Consider the following 14922-nt stretch of genomic DNA (forward strand, 5'->3'; position numbering starts at 1 on the left):
TCTCACGACTTGCGTTCGCCCGGTGGTGAATTCACGGGTGTGGTCATGTCGATTGCAGGACTCGGCGTAAGTCCCTCAGCTCAGGCGGACGCGGTGAGCCTGCGCAGCGCCTTCGCCACCACCTCGGGGTCGGTGGTCTCCCAGTACGGCGGCAGCGAAGCGCGCAGGTAGCCGCCGTACCGGGCGGTGGCCAGCCGCGAATCGAGGATCGCGACGACGCCGCGATCGTCGACGCTGCGCAGCAGTCGACCGGTGCCCTGGGCCAGCAGCAGGGCGGCATGGTTGGCCGCCACCGTCATGAAGCCGTTGCCGCCGCGCGATTCCACCGCGCGCTGACGGGCGGTGAGCAGCGGGTCGTCGGGGCGGGGGAACGGAATGCGGTCCAGGATCACCAGACTCAGCGACGGGCCCGGTACGTCGACGCCCTGCCACAGCGTGAGCGTGCCGAACAGCGACGTCGCCGGGTCGTCGGCGAACTTGCGCACCAGCGCGCCCATCGAGTCGTCGCCCTGGCACAGCACCGGGGTGTCGAGCCGTTCGCGCAGCGCCTCGGTAGCGGCCTTGGCGGCGCGCATCGAGGAGAACAGGCCGAGCGTGCGCCCGCCCGCGGAGGTGATCAGCTGCTCGATCTCGTCGAGATAGGCGGGGGCGAGGCCGTCGCGACCCGGCGCGGGCAGGTGCTTGGCGACATAGAGGATGCCGGACTTGGCGTGGTCGAACGGGGAGCCGACGTCGAGGGAACTCCAGCGCACCGATTCCAGGTCGGCGGGCGCGGTGGCGCCGTTGGCCAGTGCCGGGTCGACCTTGCCGCCGGACTGCGAGGGCAGGCCCCAGGTGATCGCGAGACCGTCGAACGAGCCGCCGATCTGGAGGGTGGCCGAGGTGAGGACCACGGTCGCGGTGCCGAACAGTCTGCTGCGCAGCAGGCCGCCCACCGACAGCGGCGCCATCCGCAGGGTGCGGCGCGCGACGCCGCGGATCTCGTCGGCCGAGAGCCAGATGACATCGCGGCGCGCGGCCGGATCGGCCTCCTCGAACGCGGTGAGGGTACGCACCGCAGCGTCGTGCACGTCGTCGATCGCGGCCACGGCCATCGTGCGAGCCGCGGCGTTGTCGGGATCGTCGGTGGCCTTGACGCTGCCCTGCGGCGCGAGCGCGGTGCGGGCGTTCCAGGCGGCGTCGCGGACCAGTGCGAGGACGGGGGCGATGCCGTCGGGCAGCTGATCCCAGCGGCCGGGCGGCAGATCCTCGAGCGCCTCGTGGAACGCTTCGGCCGCGCCTTCGAGCTGGTCGACCTCGCGTTCGTCGATGAGCTTGGTGCAGCGGCGGGCCGCGGCGCTGATCGCGGTCGCGGCGAGTTCGGCGGTGGCGACGCCGGTGACCCGGTCGACCAGTTCGTGCGCCTCGTCGATCACCACCACATCGTGTTCGGGCAGCACCTGGATGCCGCTGATCGCGTCGATGGCCAGCAGGGCGTGGTTGGTCACCACCACGTCGGCCTGGGCCGATTCGGCACGCGCCTTCTCGGCGAAGCAGTCCTGGCCGAACTGGCAGCGGGTCTTGCCCAGGCATTCGCGCGAGGACACGCTGACCTGGCGCCAGGCCCGGTCGCTGACGCCGGGGGCGATCTCGTCGCGGTCGCCGGTCTCGGTGTCGGAGGCCCACTCGTTGAGCCGCTGTACCTCGCGGCCCAGCTTGGAGATGGCGAACGCGTCGAACAGTTCCGCCTCGCCGCCGGTGTCCTCCGGGATCACGCTGTTGATCTTGTTCAGGCACAGATAGTTGTTGCGGCCCTTGAGGATCGCGAACTGCGGCACCCGACCGAGCGGCCCGGCCAGCGCGTCGGCCAGCCGGGGCAGATCGCGGTCGACCAGCTGACGTTGCAGGGCGATCGTCGCGGTGGAGACCACCACCGTGCGCCCGGTCCGCACCGCGTGCCGCAGACTCGGCACCAGGTAGGCCAGCGACTTGCCGGTGCCGGTTCCCGCCTGCACCGCCAGGTGTTCCTTGGTGTCGATCGCGTGGTCGACCGCGGTGGCCATCGTCGTCTGGCCGGTGCGTTCCTTGCCTCCCAGGGCATGCACGGCGGTGGCGAGCAGGTCGGCGACGGGAGGAAGTTCGGGCACGCAGGCAGCTTATCGGTCCCCTCGGACAGTTTTCTTGGAGCGCTGGCGCGCTCGAGGTCGCGGCCCCTGGTGTCCCGGCCGCGACTCGCCGCTGCCCGGCGGACCGGGTCGGGTCGTCAGGCGGGTCAGGGCTCGCGGACGAAGTCGTCCAGGTGGTCCCTGACGTAGTCGAGGACGCGCTGTTCGAAATCGGCGGGTTCGTTGATGTCGTAGATCTCGTCGGGGTCGTCGGCGCGAGCGCCGTCGGGGCGGCGGATCTGGCCCGGGTTGGCCAGGGTCTGGTGTTCGTCGTCGAAGAAGCGGTCCAGGGCGTCGTCGGGGGAGCTGGGAGAGGCGTCGCGGGCGGCCAGGATCGCGGCGGCGGCCAGGCGTGGCATGCCCGCCGCGCGCAAACCCCGTGTGGCCCAGGGGAGCTCACCGCGACGGGTGCGCAGGTAGCCGCTGAAGCCGGTGTCCAGGACGCTGGTGTGCAGGCTCGACAGGGCCAGCAGGTGGGCGAAGGCGGGCGGGAGTTCGGCGAAGGCGCCGGCGCCGCGGCGCTGCAATTCGTCGGTGACGGGGTTGGACCAGAAGACGATGTCGGCGGCGTCGTGGATGCTGTCGAGATCGGCCAGCGCCGCCCGCAGGCGGGCGCGGGCCTGCGCCGGGAATCGGTAGTCCATGGGTGCAGGCTAGCCGCGTCCCGGCCGCTCGCCGCGGGTCGCCCGTCCTCGTCCCCGGGTGTGCCTGCGAGAGAGTTCAGCCGCGAAGCTCGCCCGACAACGCGACGCCCGCTTCGCGCAGCGCGGACAGCGCGGCGGTGACCGTCGCCGGGGCGACGCCCGCGGTGAGGTCGAGCAGGACGCGGGTGTCGAACCCCGCGGCGCGGGCATCGAGCGCGGTGGCGCGCACGCAGTGGTCGGTGGCGATGCCGACGACGTCGACGCGGTCGATGTCACGGGCACGCAGCCAGTCCGCCAGGGTGCTGCCGTCGGCGGCCGCGCCTTCGAAACCGGAGTAGGCGGCGGAGTACTCGCCCTTGGAGAAGACCTCCTGGACCGGGCCGAGATCCAGCGCCGGGTGGAAATCCGCGCCCGGCGTGCCGACCCGGCAGTGCGGGGGCCAGGTGTCGACGTAGTCGGGCTCGGTGGAGAAATGCGGGCCGGGATCGACGTGGTAGTCCCTGGTCGCGACCACCGCGTCGTAGTCGTGCGTGGCCACGAACTCGCTGATGGCCGCCGCCACCGCGGCGCCTCCCGCGACAGCCAGTGCCCCGCCCTCGCAGAAGTCGTTCTGCACATCCACGATCACCAGACCGCGTGCCATGGCGTCCTCCACTTCCTCCACCGGTTCGAGCCGCGCGTGCGGGCGCGTCGTGTGCCGCGCGGAACTCCGACGACATCATTGTCCGCTGCGCCGACCCGCACGGCCACTCGGCCGCGTCGCTCCGGCCGCTGTCGTGGCGCGGTCAGCCCAGGAACGTCGTCGGCACCGCGGGCTCGCCCGCCGACAGCTTGAGCCCCTCCCACGGCAGGCTGACCAGCCCGCGCGCGACCAGCTCCCGGCTCTGCGCCAGCGTCGCGACGCCGTCGACCACCGTGCCCTTGCGAACCAGCGGCACCAGCAGCTCCCTGGCCTGGAAACCGTTGGTGGCCGGGGTTTCTCCGTCGGCGGGGTAGACGATCTCCTCGACGATCGTGCCGGTCGCGCGGGCCAGCCGCAACGCCTTCTTGGTGCCGCCGCGCGACTGCTTGTGACTGCTGCGCTTGGCCACCGGGACGCCGTCGACCTCGACCAGCTTGTAGACCATGCCCGCGGTCGGGGCACCGGAACCGGTGACCAGTGAGGTGCCGACGCCGTAGACGTCGACCGGTTCGGCGCGCAGGGCCGCGATCGCGTACTCGTCCAGATCGCCGGAGACCACGATGCGGGTGCCGGTGGCGCCGAGGCCGTCGAGCTGGTCGCGGACCTGCCTGGCCAGCACACCGAGATCGCCGGAATCGATCCGCACGCCGCCCAGCTCGGTGCCGGCGACCTCGATCGCGGTCGCGACGCCCCGGGTGATGTCGAAGGTGTCGACGAGCAGGGTGGTGCCGACGCCGAGCGCGTCGACCTGGCTGCGGAACGCGGCCGCCTCGTGCTCGCCGTCGGCGCCGCTGTGCAGCAGGGTGAACGCGTGCGCGCTGGTGCCCGCGCCGGGCACGCCGAAGTCGCGCACGGCCGCCAGATTGGAGGTGGCGTCGAAGCCGGCCAGGTAGGCGGCGCGGGAACTGGACGGCGCGGCCAGTTCGTGGGTGCGCCGCGAGCCCATCTCGATCATCCGCCTGCCCGCCGCCGCGCTCACCATGCGCGCGGCCGCCGAAGCGATGGCGCTGTCGTGATTGAGGATCGACAGGGCCAGCGTCTCCAGCAGCACACACTCGGCGAAACTGCCGCGCACGGACAGGATCGGCGAGCCGGGGAAGTACAGCTCGCCCTCGGCGTAACCGTCGATATCGCCGGTGAAGCGATATTCCCGCAACCAGTCGACGGTGGCCGGGTCGAGGAACCGGGCGACCACGGCGAGTTCGGCCGGACCGAACCGGAAATCGGTCAGCGCCTCGAGCAGCCTGCCGGTACCGGCCACCACGCCGTAGCGGCGACCGTGCGGCAAGCGCCGGGCGAACACCTCGAAGGTGCACTGCCGATGCGCCGAGCCGTCGGCCAGGGCGGCGGCGAGCATGGTCAGCTCGTACTGATCGGTCAGCAGCGCGGTGCTGGCGAACTCGTCACGGATCTGCACACCGGAAACTGTAGTCACCGCGGGTGTTGTTTCTGCGTGGCCGCGTCGTACCCTGGGTTTTATGGCCGTGTGCAATCCCGTTCGAGCCGGCGCCGTCACCGACGCCGTGAACGCCGCACTGTCAGCGGCGCAAGCGACGCCGGAAGCGGTCGAACAGACCGAGATCCTCGAGGCCGAGGACCGACCCTGGGTGACCGTCGTCTGGGACGACCCGGTGAACCTCATGCACTACGTCACCTACATCTTCCAGAAGCTCTTCGGCTACAGCAAAGCCAAGGCGACCGAGCTGATGTTGCAGGTGCACAACGAGGGCAAGGCCGTCGTATCCTCCGGTTCCCGCGACAAGATGGAGCAGGACGTGCGCCGATTGCACGCGGCGGGACTCTGGGCAACCATGCAGCGAGACGACTGAGTACCGTAGCCCTGTGCGCAAGTGGAGCAGGAAGAACTCACTGAGTGGCCTGAAGCTTCGTTCCGAGATGGACGAGCACGAGGCCACGGTGCTGCGCTCCCTGATCGGCGCCGTGTCCGGTCTGCTCAGCGACCGCGCCGCCGACGCGCCCGAGGACGAACTCGCCGCGCTGACCGGCCTGCGCACCGGCAACTCCACCCCGCCCGACGACCCGCAGCTGCTGCGCCTGCTGCCCGACTTCCACCGCGCCGAGCCCGGCTCGCCCGATGCCAAGCGCGCCGACCTCAACTCCGCGCTGCGCAGCCTGCACGAGCCCGAGATCATCGACGCGAAACTGGCCGCGGGCCGGGTCGTGCTGGACAGCTGTCCCGAGGTCGGCGGCAAGATCGTGCTCACCCCGGAACAGGCCGACGCCTGGCTGGCCGCGCTCACCGACGTGCGCTTGGCGCTGGGCACCCTGCTCGACATCGACGACGACACGCCCGACCACTTCGATCCGAGTGATCCGCGCGCGCCGCATCTGGACGTCTACCACTGGCTGACCTGGATGCAGGACTCGCTGTTGCAGGCGCTCGCGCCCTGATTTCGGCGGGTTAGGGTCGGGGAATGCGCAGTGCTCCCGGTCCACGGAACTCGATCACCGATGTGGCGGGCGTGCTGGTCGGCCATCACCAGGTGCTCGACGACGACGTCACCCTGGGTACCGGCGCCGCGACCGGCTGCACCGTGGTGCGCGTCCCCGGCGGCGCGACCGCCGCGGTGGACGTGCGCGGCGGCGGACCGGGCACGAGGGAGACCGATCTGCTCGACCCGGCCAATACCGTCCGTCAGCTGAACGCGGTCCTGCTCACCGGCGGCAGCGCGTACGGGCTGGCCGCCGCCGACGGCGTGATGCGCTGGTCGGAGGAGCACGGCGAGGGCATCCCGATGGACCCGGCCGATCCGAGCCGGGTGGTGCCGATCGTGCCCGCCGCGGTGATCTTCGACCTGCCGGTGGGGGCGTGGCACATCCGGCCCGACGCCGACTTCGGATTCCTCGCGGCCGAGGCGGCCGCCGCCGATTTCGCGCGCGGCACCGCCGGGGCGGGGGTCGGCGCGCGCGCCGGTGCGCTCAAGGGCGGAATCGGTTCGGCGAGTGTCGTTCTCGCCGACGGGCCGGGCGCCGGGGTGACAGTCGGGGCGGTGATCGTCGCCAATCCCGTCGGCTCGGTGGTCGATCCGCGCACCGGGCTGCTGTGGGGCGCAGGCACCGACGGGCCCGATTTCTTCGGGCTGCGGCCCGGAACCGCGGCCGAGATCGCCGCGCTCGACGCCCTGCCGGTGAAGGGCACCGTGCTCAACACGACCATCGGCGTGGTCGCCACCGACGCCGCGCTCGACCCGGTCGCCTGTCACAGGCTGGCCACCACCGCGCACGACGGGCTGGCCCGCGCGATCCGGCCGGTGCATTCCCCGCTCGACGGTGACACCCTGTTCGCGCTGTCCACCGCCGCGATCGAGGTGCCGCCGATCCCGCTGCCCGGCGCGTTCCCCGGCGATCTGCTGCTGCTCGACCAGTTGTGCACGGCCGCGGCCGTGGTCGTGGAGCGGGCTGTCGTCGACGCCGTGCTCAGCGCGACCTCGATCGCCGGGATCCCGGCCTATCGAGATCTGTTCCCGCGCCGACTCCCCGCAGGTGGGGGCCGGGGTGCGCGCGGCGCGGAATAGCCGAATAGGGTGGGTCGTTGTCGAGGTGGTGCTCGACAGCACGCAGTCAGGTTTGTGGAAAGGGTCGAGGAAGTGCTGGTGATCAGGGCCGATCTCGTGGACGCGATGGTGGCGCACGCGCGCGCCGACCACCCGGACGAGGCCTGCGGCATCATCGCCGGACCCGAGGGCAGCGACCGGCCGGAACGCTTCGTCGCCATGGTCAACGCCGAACGTTCGCCCACGTTCTACCGCTTCGATTCCGGGGAGCAGTTGAAGGTCTGGCGCGCGATGGACGAGGCCGACGAGACCCCCGTGGTCGTCTACCACTCGCACACCGCGACCGAGGCCTACCCGAGCCGTACCGACATCTCCTACGCCTCCGAGCCGTTCGCGCACTATGTGCTGATCTCCACCCGCGACCCGGAGCGGCACGAACTGCGCAGCTACCGCATCGTCGACGGCGAGGTCACCGAAGAGCCCGTGCGGATCGTCGATTCCTACGACGCCTGAACCCACCGAACGAAGTCACACCCGAGGAGTCCCCATGCCGGTAACCGTGTCCATTCCGACCATCATGCGAGGTCTCACCGGAGGCGAGAAGCGCGTCCAGGGCGAGGGCTCGACGCTGTCGGCGCTGATCGAGAACCTCGAGGCCAACCACCCGGGCCTGGCCGAGCGTCTGCTCTCCGACGGCAAGCTCAACCGCTACGTCAACATCTACGTCGACGACGAGGACGTGCGCTTCACCGGTGGTCTCGACGCCGAGGTACCCGCGGGCGCGTCGGTCACCATTCTGCCCGCCGTCGCCGGCGGCAGTGTCGATCTCGGCGCTCCCGGGGCGCTGCGTGGTGCCGCAGGCTCCCTCCTCCGCGCCCGTCGCTCGCGCCTGCGCTGACGTCGTGGCCCGCTACGAATCGCTGATCGCGACCCTCGGCAACACCCCGCTCGTCGGATTGAAGACGCTGTCGCCGCAGTGGGACGGCGACGACCACGTCCGCCTGTGGGCCAAGCTCGAGGACCGCAACCCCACCGGGTCGATCAAGGACCGGCCCGCGCTGCGGATGATCGAGCAGGCCGAGGCCGACGGGCTGCTCACTCCCGGCTGCACGATCCTGGAACCGACCAGCGGCAACACCGGGATCTCGCTGGCCATGGCGGCCAAGCTCAAGGGCTACCGGATCGTGTGCGTGATGCCGGAGAACACCTCGGTGGAGCGGCGTCAGCTGCTCACCATGTTCGGCGCCGAGATCATCGACTCGCCGGCCGCGGGTGGTTCGAACCAGGCCGTGGCCATGGCCAAGGAGATCGCCGCGAAGAACCCGGACTGGGTGATGCTCTACCAGTACGGCAATCCGGCCAACGCGCTCGCGCACTACGAGACCACCGGCCCGGAACTGCTGGCCGACCTGCCCGAGATCACGCATTTCGTGGCCGGTCTCGGCACCACCGGCACCCTGATGGGCACCGGACGATTCCTGCGCGAGAACGTGCCGGGCATCGAGATCGTCGCCGCGGAACCCCGCTACGGCGAACTGGTCTACGGCCTGCGCAACATCGACGAGGGGTTCATCCCCGAGCTGTACGACGAGGCGGTGCTGACCACACGGTTCTCCGTCGGCCCCTACGACGCGGTGAAGCGCACCCGGGAACTCGTCGGCGAGGAGGGCATCTTCGCCGGCATCTCCACCGGCGCGATCCTGCACGCGGCGCTGGGCGTGGCGAAGAAGGCGCAGAAGGCGGGCAAGCGCGCCGATATCGCGTTCGTCGTCGCCGACGGCGGCTGGAAGTACCTGTCGACCGGCGCCTACGACGGCACCCTGGACGAGGCCGAGGAACGGCTCGACGGCCAGCTCTGGGCGTGAGTTGTCGGAGCGCTGGCGCGCGCGACGGCCGCTGCGCGGCCTGCCCTCCCTAGGGGTCGGGCGTGCGGGCTGGGTACGTGGGTGCGTGGTCGAGTCGGGGCGGGCCTACGGGGGCGGGTGTTTCGGTACCCTGGCTTCTGTAGTGGCCCGGCCCGAGTGGAGGCGATGTCGGTGAGCGGTGGCGGAGGAATCGGAGCCTCGTTCGATCCGGATCGGATCGCCGGGCTGCGGGGACGGCCCGGCGCGACCCCACCCGCACGGCGCGAGGGCGTCCGGGCGTGGACGCGCGCTGCGGTCGTGATCGTCGGGTTCGTCGGGTCGTTGTATGTGATCGAGGGCGTCGACGCGGTGCTCTCGCACGACCGGCCGACGGGGGCGCCCGGTCAGCTCGACGCGGGCGGGATCGAACCCCGCGAACTCGACGGCCTCGACGGCATCGTGTGGGCCCCGTTGCTGCACGGCGGCTGGGATCACCTGATGGCCAACACGCTGCCACTGCTGATCCTCGGTTTCCTGGTGCTGCTGTCCGGGATCGGGCGCGGTATCGCGGCCACGGCGATCATCTGGGTGGTCGCCGGTGTCGGCACCTGGCTGACCGGCTCGTCGGGCAGCGTGCACGTCGGCGCGTCGTCGCTGGTGTTCGGCTGGCTGACGTATCTGATCTGCCGTGGGTGGTTCGCCCGCAATGTGGGGCAGATCGTGCTCGGCGTGGTGATCTTCGCGCTCTACGGCTCGATGCTGTGGGGCGTGCTGCCCAGTGACCCCCTAATTTCTTGGCAGGGACATCTTTTCGGGGCGGTGGGTGGAGTCCTCGCGGGCTGGGTACTCTCTGGTGATGAACGTCGACGCCGCCGTGGAGCATCGGTCGGCCGCGCAGAACCTACGCGGTAGCCGGGGATCCGGTCTGGAAAATGGGGGGATCCTGCATTGAGCACCAGCACGTCGTGGCAGCATGGGGGCATGCGCCTTACCGTCCTCGGGTGCTCGGGCAGCGTGTCCGGCCCGGATTCCCCAGCGTCGGGTTACCTGCTGACGGGTCCCGATATGAGGCCGACCGTCATCGACTTCGGTCCCGGCATCTTCGGCGCGCTGCAGAAGTACCTGAACCCGGGTGACGTCGACATCTTCCTGACCCATCTGCACGCGGATCACTGCCTCGATCTGCCCGCGCTGCTGGTGTGGCGTCGCTACCATCCCAATCCGCCGCAGGGCCTGGCGCTGGTGCGCGGTCCCTCCGACGCCGCGCTGCGCATCGGCAACGCCTCCGCCGAGATCGGCGGCGAGACCGACGACTGGTCCGACGTGATCGACTCGCAGGCCTGGGTCGAGAACGTGCCCGTCCCCTTCGGTCCCGGCCACACCGTCGAGGCCCGCCGGATGTATCACCCGCCGGAGTCCTACGGCCTGCGCATCACCGCCGCGGACGGCCGCGTCTTCGTCTACACCGGCGACACCGCCATGTGCGATGCCGTCGTCGAGCTAGCCGAAGGCGCCGATGTGCTGATGGCCGAAGCCTCGTGGACCCACGATCCGGCCAATCGCCCTCCCGGCATTCACCTTTCGGGCACCGAGGCGGGCGAGATCGCCACCCGCGCGGGCGCCAAGGAACTGCTGCTCACCCATATTCCCCCGTGGACCTCGCGCGAGGATGTCATCGCCGAGGCCAAGGCCGCGTTCGCCGGCCCGGTCCACGCGGTCTCGCCCGGCGAAACCTTCGACCTGTAGGACCGGCGAACAGTCGAGCTTCCCGACGACTCGCTGACTCCCGGGGACGTGGAACGGCTAGTGTGTGTGCCGTGTCGAGACGAGCCGATGGCAGGGCGGATGACGAACTCCGCGAGGTAAGGATCACCCGTGGCTTCACCACGCATCCGGCGGGATCGGTGCTGGTCGAGTTCGGGCAGACCCGGGTGATGTGCACGGCTAGCGTCACCGAGGGTGTCCCGCCGTGGCGGCGGGATTCCGGGCTCGGCTGGCTCACCGCGGAGTACGCGATGCTGCCCGCCGCCACCCACACCCGCAGCGGGCGTGAATCGGTGAAGGGCAAGGTCGGCGGCCGGACCCAGGAGATCAGCCGCCTGATCGGGCGCTCGCTGCGCGCCTGCATCGACCTGGCCGCGCTGGGCGAGAACACCATCGCGCTGGACTGCGACGTGCTGCAGGCCGACGGCGGCACCCGTACCGCCGCCATCACCGGTGCGTACGTGGCGCTCTCGGACGCGGTGACCTACCTGGCCGCGGCGGGCAAACTGGCCGACCCGCAACCGATCTCGTGCATGATCGCCGCGGTGAGTGTCGGCGTGGTCGACGGCCGGGTGCGCCTCGACCTGCCCTACGAGGAGGATTCGCGCGCCGAGGTCGACATGAACGTGGTCGCCACCGACACCGGCACCCTGGTCGAGATCCAGGGCACCGGCGAGGGCGCGACGTTCCCGCGCTCGACCCTGGACAAGCTGCTCGATTCGGCGCTGGCCGGTTGTGAGCAGCTGTTCGCGGTGCAGAAGGAAGTCCTGGCGCAGCCCTACCCGGGTGCGCTGCCCGAGCCGGCCGGTAAGAAGTAGCCGTGGCCGTGCGCGTGCTGGTCGCCAGCCGGAATGCCAAGAAGCTGAAAGAACTGCGCCGGATCCTCGACGAGGCGGGCGTGGCCGGGATCGAACTGGTGAGCCTGAACGAGGTGCCGCCCTACGAGGAGGCGCCCGAGACCGGGGCCACCTTCGAGGAGAACGCGATCGCCAAGGCGCGCGACGGGGCCGTCGCCACCGGATTGCCGTGTGTGGCCGATGATTCCGGGATCGAGGTGGACGCGCTCAACGGTATGCCCGGCGTGCTCTCGGCACGCTGGTCGGGCCGTCACGGCGACGACACCGCCAACAACACCTTGCTGCTCGCGCAGCTCGGTGACGTGCCCGACGAGCGGCGCGGCGCCCGGTTCGTCTCCACCTGCGCGCTGGTGCTGCCCGACGGCACCGAGACCGTGGTGCGCGGCGAATGGCCGGGCATGATCGCCCGGAAACCGGTGGGGGAGGGCGGTTTCGGTTACGATCCGCTGTTCCTGCCGGAGGGCGGCACCGGCAGTGCTGCGGAACTGACTCCGGCCGAGAAGGACGCGGTCTCGCACCGCGGCCGGGCGCTCACCCAGCTGCTGCCCGCGCTGGCCGCGCTGGCCTGAACCGAAACGACAGCGCCGCCGCCCCGGATTCCGGGTGCGGCGGCGCTGTCGTCGTTCGGGGGGCTCAGAGTCCGTACTGCTGTTTGACGTCCTTGGCGTTGCGGTGCTCGACGAAGAACGACAGCAGCGGGATGGTGCCCGCGATCAGGGTGCCGACGGTGCGCCCGATCGGCCAGCGCACCTTCACGGCGAGGTCGGCGGTGACGAGCAGGTAGGCGAAGTACACCCAGCCGTGCACGACCGCGATCCAGCTCGGGGTGTCGACGCCGAAGCCGTACTTGGCGATCATCTCGCCGGTGAGCAGCAGCAGCCACAGGCCGGTGACCCAGGCCAGCACCCGGTAGCGCTGTAGCGCCGGACGGATCTTGGCGGCGTCGCCCGCCGGGGCGGCCTGGTCGAGCGACGGTGCGGTCGTGTTCTCGTCGGTGGTCACCCGGCGTTCCTCTCAGGGGCGCGCAGACCGGCCGAGCGGACCTGCGCATCGATGTCGCTGGCGTGCAGTCCCGCCAGGTACTGGTTGTAGGCGACCGTTTCCGGGTCGTCGGCGGGCGCGGCCTTGGGCCGTTCCGGCAGGATCCCGGCGGGGATCTCGCGCGGTGCCTCGGCCTTCGCCGCGCGCGGTGCGGTGTCCGGTTCCTCGGCCTCGCGCTCGAGGCGGACGAACCGGACGTAGGCGAACACCGCGAACGCGGCGAACAGCGGCCACTGCAGGGCGTAGCCGAGGTTCTGGCCGGTTCCCGAGGCCGATTCGAACCGCTCCCACTGCCACCAGGCCAGCGCGAGGCAGCCCAGCGCGACGACGACGACCAGCGCGATCAGGGCCGGTCGATTGTGCGCCGGGCGGGGAGAGGAAGCGGACACGCGCTCCACGGTACCCGCCTACTACAGGCGGCGTAGGAGCAGGTCGGGGGCTCAGAACTTGTAGGTGATCCCGGTCATCCGCTCGGATTCCTCCCACAGCCTGCGCAGCAGTTCCGGATTGCGCGAGATGGCGCTCGACGGGCACGCCTCGACCGGACCCTGGGACTGCATCCACTTGTTGGGACCCCAGTAGACGGTCGGGTCGGCCGCAGGCTCGGTGGCGGCGAACAGGCTCGAGTGGGCGGCCTTGGCCGGTGGGTGGCCGATGAGCTTGATGAACGGCTTGCTGACCCGGTCGAGCGGGGTCTCGGTGCGGGCGAACAGGTCGGTCGCCGAGACACCGGGGTGCACGGCGTAGGACTTCTTGGCCGAGCCCGCCTCGCTGAGCCTGCGCTGTAGTTCGCGGCCGAACATGAGGTTGGCCAGCTTGGCCTGGGCGTAGGCGAGGTTGCGCTGGTAGCGGCGGTGCTCGTAGTTGAGGTCGTCGATCCACAGCTTGGGCGTCTGCTTGTGGGCGATGCTGGCCAGGGTGACGACCCGGTCGGTGATGCGGTCGAGCAGCAGGCCGGTGAGCGCGAAGTGGCCGAGGTGGTTGACGCCGAACTGGGTCTCGAAGCCGTCGGCGGTGCGCGAGAACGGGATGTTCATCAGGCCGGCGTTGTTGATCAGGACGTCGAATTCGCCCTGCTGGTCGGCGAAGGCGCGCACGGAAGCCAGGTCGGCGAGGTCGAGCGCGGCCACCCGGACGTCGCCCGGGATGGCGTCGGCGATCGGCTGGGCCTTGGCCGCGTTGCGGCACGCCATGATCACGGTGGCGCCCTTGCCTGCCAACACCTTGGTGGTTTCGGCGCCGAGGCCGCCGTTGGCCCCGGTGATCACGAACGTGCGCCCGGTCTGGTCCGCGATGTCAGTTGGTTTCCATGCCATGCGCCGACCTTACTCCGGAGTAAGATCGGAGGGAAGTGGTCAGCCGAGCAATCCGGCCAGCGTACCGGCGCAGGCGGGCCTGCGCAGTTTGGTCAGCGCCTTGGCCTCGATCTGCCTGGCCCGTTCCCGCGAGACGCCGAGCGCCGAGCCCACCTCCTCCAGCGAGCGCGCCTGTCCGCGATCGAGACCGAACCGCAGCCGGATGACGGCGGACTCACGCTCGGTGAGGACCGCGAGCGCGGCCTCGACATAGCCGGGCAGCATCCGCTCGGCCACCACGTCCGCCGGCGCGGGCGCGGTGTCGGGCAGCAGCGTGCCCAGTTCGGCGCCCTCGCCGACCGGCGCGTGCAGCGACACCGGCTCGGGCTCGTGCCGCAGCACCGCCGCGACCTGGGCGACGGTGAGCTCGGCGGCCGCGGCCAGCTCCTCGACGGTGACCGCGCGGCCGAGCCGCTGGGTCAGCTCGCGGCGTACGCGGATCACCCGGTGCAGGACGTCGGCGACGTTGGACGGCAACCGGATCGTGCGGCCCTGATCGGTGAGCGCCCGCCCGATCGACTGGCGGATCCAGTACGTCGCGTACGTCGAGAGCTTGAGCCCGCGCGTGTGGTCGAACTTCTCCACCGCGCGGATCAGGCCGAGGGTGCCCTCCTGGATCAGGTCGAGCAGCGCCATACCGGTGTTGGTCGGGAACCGGCGCGCGATGGAGACCACCAGGCGCAGATTCGCCCGGACCATCCGGTCCTTCGCGCGCAGTCCGTCGAGTTCGGTGCGGCGCAGCCGCTCCCGCCGCGCGGCGGTGAGTTCGATTCCGGCCGCGGCGTTCTCGTCGAGTTCGGCGCGGGCCGCCGTGCCTGCGGCGATACGGGCACCGAGGGCGTATTCCTCCTCGGCGGTCAGCAGGGGCGTGCGGGCGATGGCGGTCAGGTAGTCGCGGACGGAATCGGTGGTGACGGTCAAGGAAGGCTCCGTTCGATGCTGCGAGGGTGTGGCCGACCGGGTGGCCGGTGGTGGCGGCGCGCCGCCACCACCGGCCGGCGCGTTCAGCGCCCGGGGATTCGCAGCGGGCGGCGCACGGTCGTCGACCGGGTCTGCGCGCCGCGAATCGTTGAGCC

Annotated in this window: 18 protein-coding genes; 10 read left to right on the top strand and 8 right to left on the bottom strand. The window is 70.9% G+C overall.

The window, feature by feature from the left end; genetic code table 11:
- Positions 1 to 80 precede the first annotated feature (80 nt).
- The 4 genes from ATM97_RS05215 to ATM97_RS05230 form a co-directional block, all read right to left on the bottom strand.
- Positions 81 to 2126, bottom strand: a complete 2046-nt coding sequence (locus tag ATM97_RS05215; protein WP_218716795.1) for an ATP-dependent DNA helicase — start codon at positions 2124 to 2126, stop codon at positions 81 to 83.
- Between the two features lie 125 nt (positions 2127 to 2251).
- On the bottom strand, positions 2252 to 2788 hold the full coding sequence (locus tag ATM97_RS05220; protein ID WP_218716796.1) for a hypothetical protein: 537 nt from the start codon (positions 2786 to 2788) through the stop codon (positions 2252 to 2254).
- 76 nt (positions 2789 to 2864) lie between these two features.
- Positions 2865 to 3431, bottom strand: a complete 567-nt coding sequence (locus tag ATM97_RS05225) for an isochorismatase family protein (RefSeq protein WP_218716797.1) — start codon at positions 3429 to 3431, stop codon at positions 2865 to 2867.
- 142 nt (positions 3432 to 3573) lie between these two features.
- Positions 3574 to 4887: a nicotinate phosphoribosyltransferase gene (locus ATM97_RS05230; protein WP_218716798.1), complete on the bottom strand. Its 1314-nt coding sequence runs from the start codon at positions 4885 to 4887 to the stop codon at positions 3574 to 3576.
- A gap of 61 nt (positions 4888 to 4948) precedes the next feature.
- Here ATM97_RS05230 and clpS point away from each other — a divergent pair, with 61 nt between their 5' ends.
- The 10 genes from clpS to rdgB all read left to right on the top strand — a co-directional run bounded on the left by clpS (position 4949) and on the right by rdgB (position 12019).
- Positions 4949 to 5299, top strand: coding sequence for an ATP-dependent Clp protease adapter ClpS (clpS, locus tag ATM97_RS05235; RefSeq protein ID WP_218716799.1), 351 nt, complete (start codon positions 4949 to 4951; stop codon positions 5297 to 5299).
- Between the two features lie 13 nt (positions 5300 to 5312).
- Entirely contained in the window at positions 5313 to 5882 is a 570-nt protein-coding gene (locus ATM97_RS05240) for a DUF2017 domain-containing protein (protein ID WP_218716800.1), read from the top strand.
- 23 nt (positions 5883 to 5905) lie between these two features.
- Positions 5906 to 7006: a P1 family peptidase gene (locus tag ATM97_RS05245; RefSeq protein WP_218716801.1), complete on the top strand. Its 1101-nt coding sequence runs from the start codon at positions 5906 to 5908 to the stop codon at positions 7004 to 7006.
- A gap of 72 nt (positions 7007 to 7078) precedes the next feature.
- A complete protein-coding gene (locus tag ATM97_RS05250) occupies positions 7079 to 7498 on the top strand; it encodes a Mov34/MPN/PAD-1 family protein (protein WP_218716814.1) in 420 nt (139 codons plus the stop codon).
- A gap of 34 nt (positions 7499 to 7532) precedes the next feature.
- Positions 7533 to 7883 carry a MoaD/ThiS family protein gene (locus ATM97_RS05255; RefSeq protein WP_255587089.1) on the top strand — a complete coding sequence of 117 codons (351 nt, stop codon included), beginning with the start codon at positions 7533 to 7535 and terminating at the stop codon, positions 7881 to 7883.
- A 4-nt stretch (positions 7884 to 7887) separates the two neighbouring features.
- The gene (locus ATM97_RS05260; protein WP_218716802.1) at positions 7888 to 8850 is read left to right on the top strand and encodes a PLP-dependent cysteine synthase family protein; all 963 of its coding nucleotides are present in this window, start codon (positions 7888 to 7890) and stop codon (positions 8848 to 8850) included.
- Between the two features lie 165 nt (positions 8851 to 9015).
- Positions 9016 to 9741, top strand: a complete 726-nt coding sequence (locus tag ATM97_RS05265; protein ID WP_218716803.1) for a rhomboid family intramembrane serine protease — start codon at positions 9016 to 9018, stop codon at positions 9739 to 9741.
- A gap of 69 nt (positions 9742 to 9810) precedes the next feature.
- On the top strand, positions 9811 to 10575 hold the full coding sequence (locus ATM97_RS05270; RefSeq protein ID WP_218716804.1) for a cyclic nucleotide-degrading phosphodiesterase: 765 nt from the start codon (positions 9811 to 9813) through the stop codon (positions 10573 to 10575).
- Positions 10576 to 10646: 71 nt separating this feature from the next.
- Positions 10647 to 11411 carry a ribonuclease PH gene (rph, locus tag ATM97_RS05275; protein WP_218716805.1) on the top strand — a complete coding sequence of 255 codons (765 nt, stop codon included), beginning with the start codon at positions 10647 to 10649 and terminating at the stop codon, positions 11409 to 11411.
- Between the two features lie 2 nt (positions 11412 to 11413).
- Positions 11414 to 12019, top strand: a complete 606-nt coding sequence (gene rdgB / locus ATM97_RS05280) for an RdgB/HAM1 family non-canonical purine NTP pyrophosphatase (protein WP_218716806.1) — start codon at positions 11414 to 11416, stop codon at positions 12017 to 12019.
- A gap of 64 nt (positions 12020 to 12083) precedes the next feature.
- On the opposite strand, the gene ATM97_RS05285 is transcribed toward rdgB, so the two are convergent.
- The 4 genes from ATM97_RS05285 to ATM97_RS05300 are packed head-to-tail and all read right to left on the bottom strand — an operon-like array spanning position 12084 to position 14767.
- Positions 12084 to 12452 carry a DUF3817 domain-containing protein gene (locus tag ATM97_RS05285; RefSeq protein ID WP_218716807.1) on the bottom strand — a complete coding sequence of 123 codons (369 nt, stop codon included), beginning with the start codon at positions 12450 to 12452 and terminating at the stop codon, positions 12084 to 12086.
- Positions 12449 to 12880 (bottom strand): transcriptional regulator, encoded by a 432-nt coding sequence (locus ATM97_RS05290; RefSeq protein ID WP_218716808.1) that lies wholly within the window; start codon positions 12878 to 12880, stop codon positions 12449 to 12451. Before ATM97_RS05290 ends, ATM97_RS05285 begins: the two co-directional genes overlap by 4 nt.
- 51 nt (positions 12881 to 12931) lie before the next feature.
- Positions 12932 to 13807, bottom strand: coding sequence for an oxidoreductase (locus ATM97_RS05295; RefSeq protein WP_218716809.1), 876 nt, complete (start codon positions 13805 to 13807; stop codon positions 12932 to 12934).
- Positions 13808 to 13846: 39 nt separating this feature from the next.
- Entirely contained in the window at positions 13847 to 14767 is a 921-nt protein-coding gene (locus ATM97_RS05300) for an RNA polymerase sigma factor RpoD/SigA (protein ID WP_218716810.1), read from the bottom strand.
- Between the last annotated feature and the right edge of the window lie 155 nt (positions 14768 to 14922).

Origin of the sequence: Nocardia sp. MH4, assembly GCF_019266065.1 — a bacterium.
Taxonomy (GTDB): domain Bacteria; phylum Actinomycetota; class Actinomycetes; order Mycobacteriales; family Mycobacteriaceae; genus Nocardia; species Nocardia canadensis.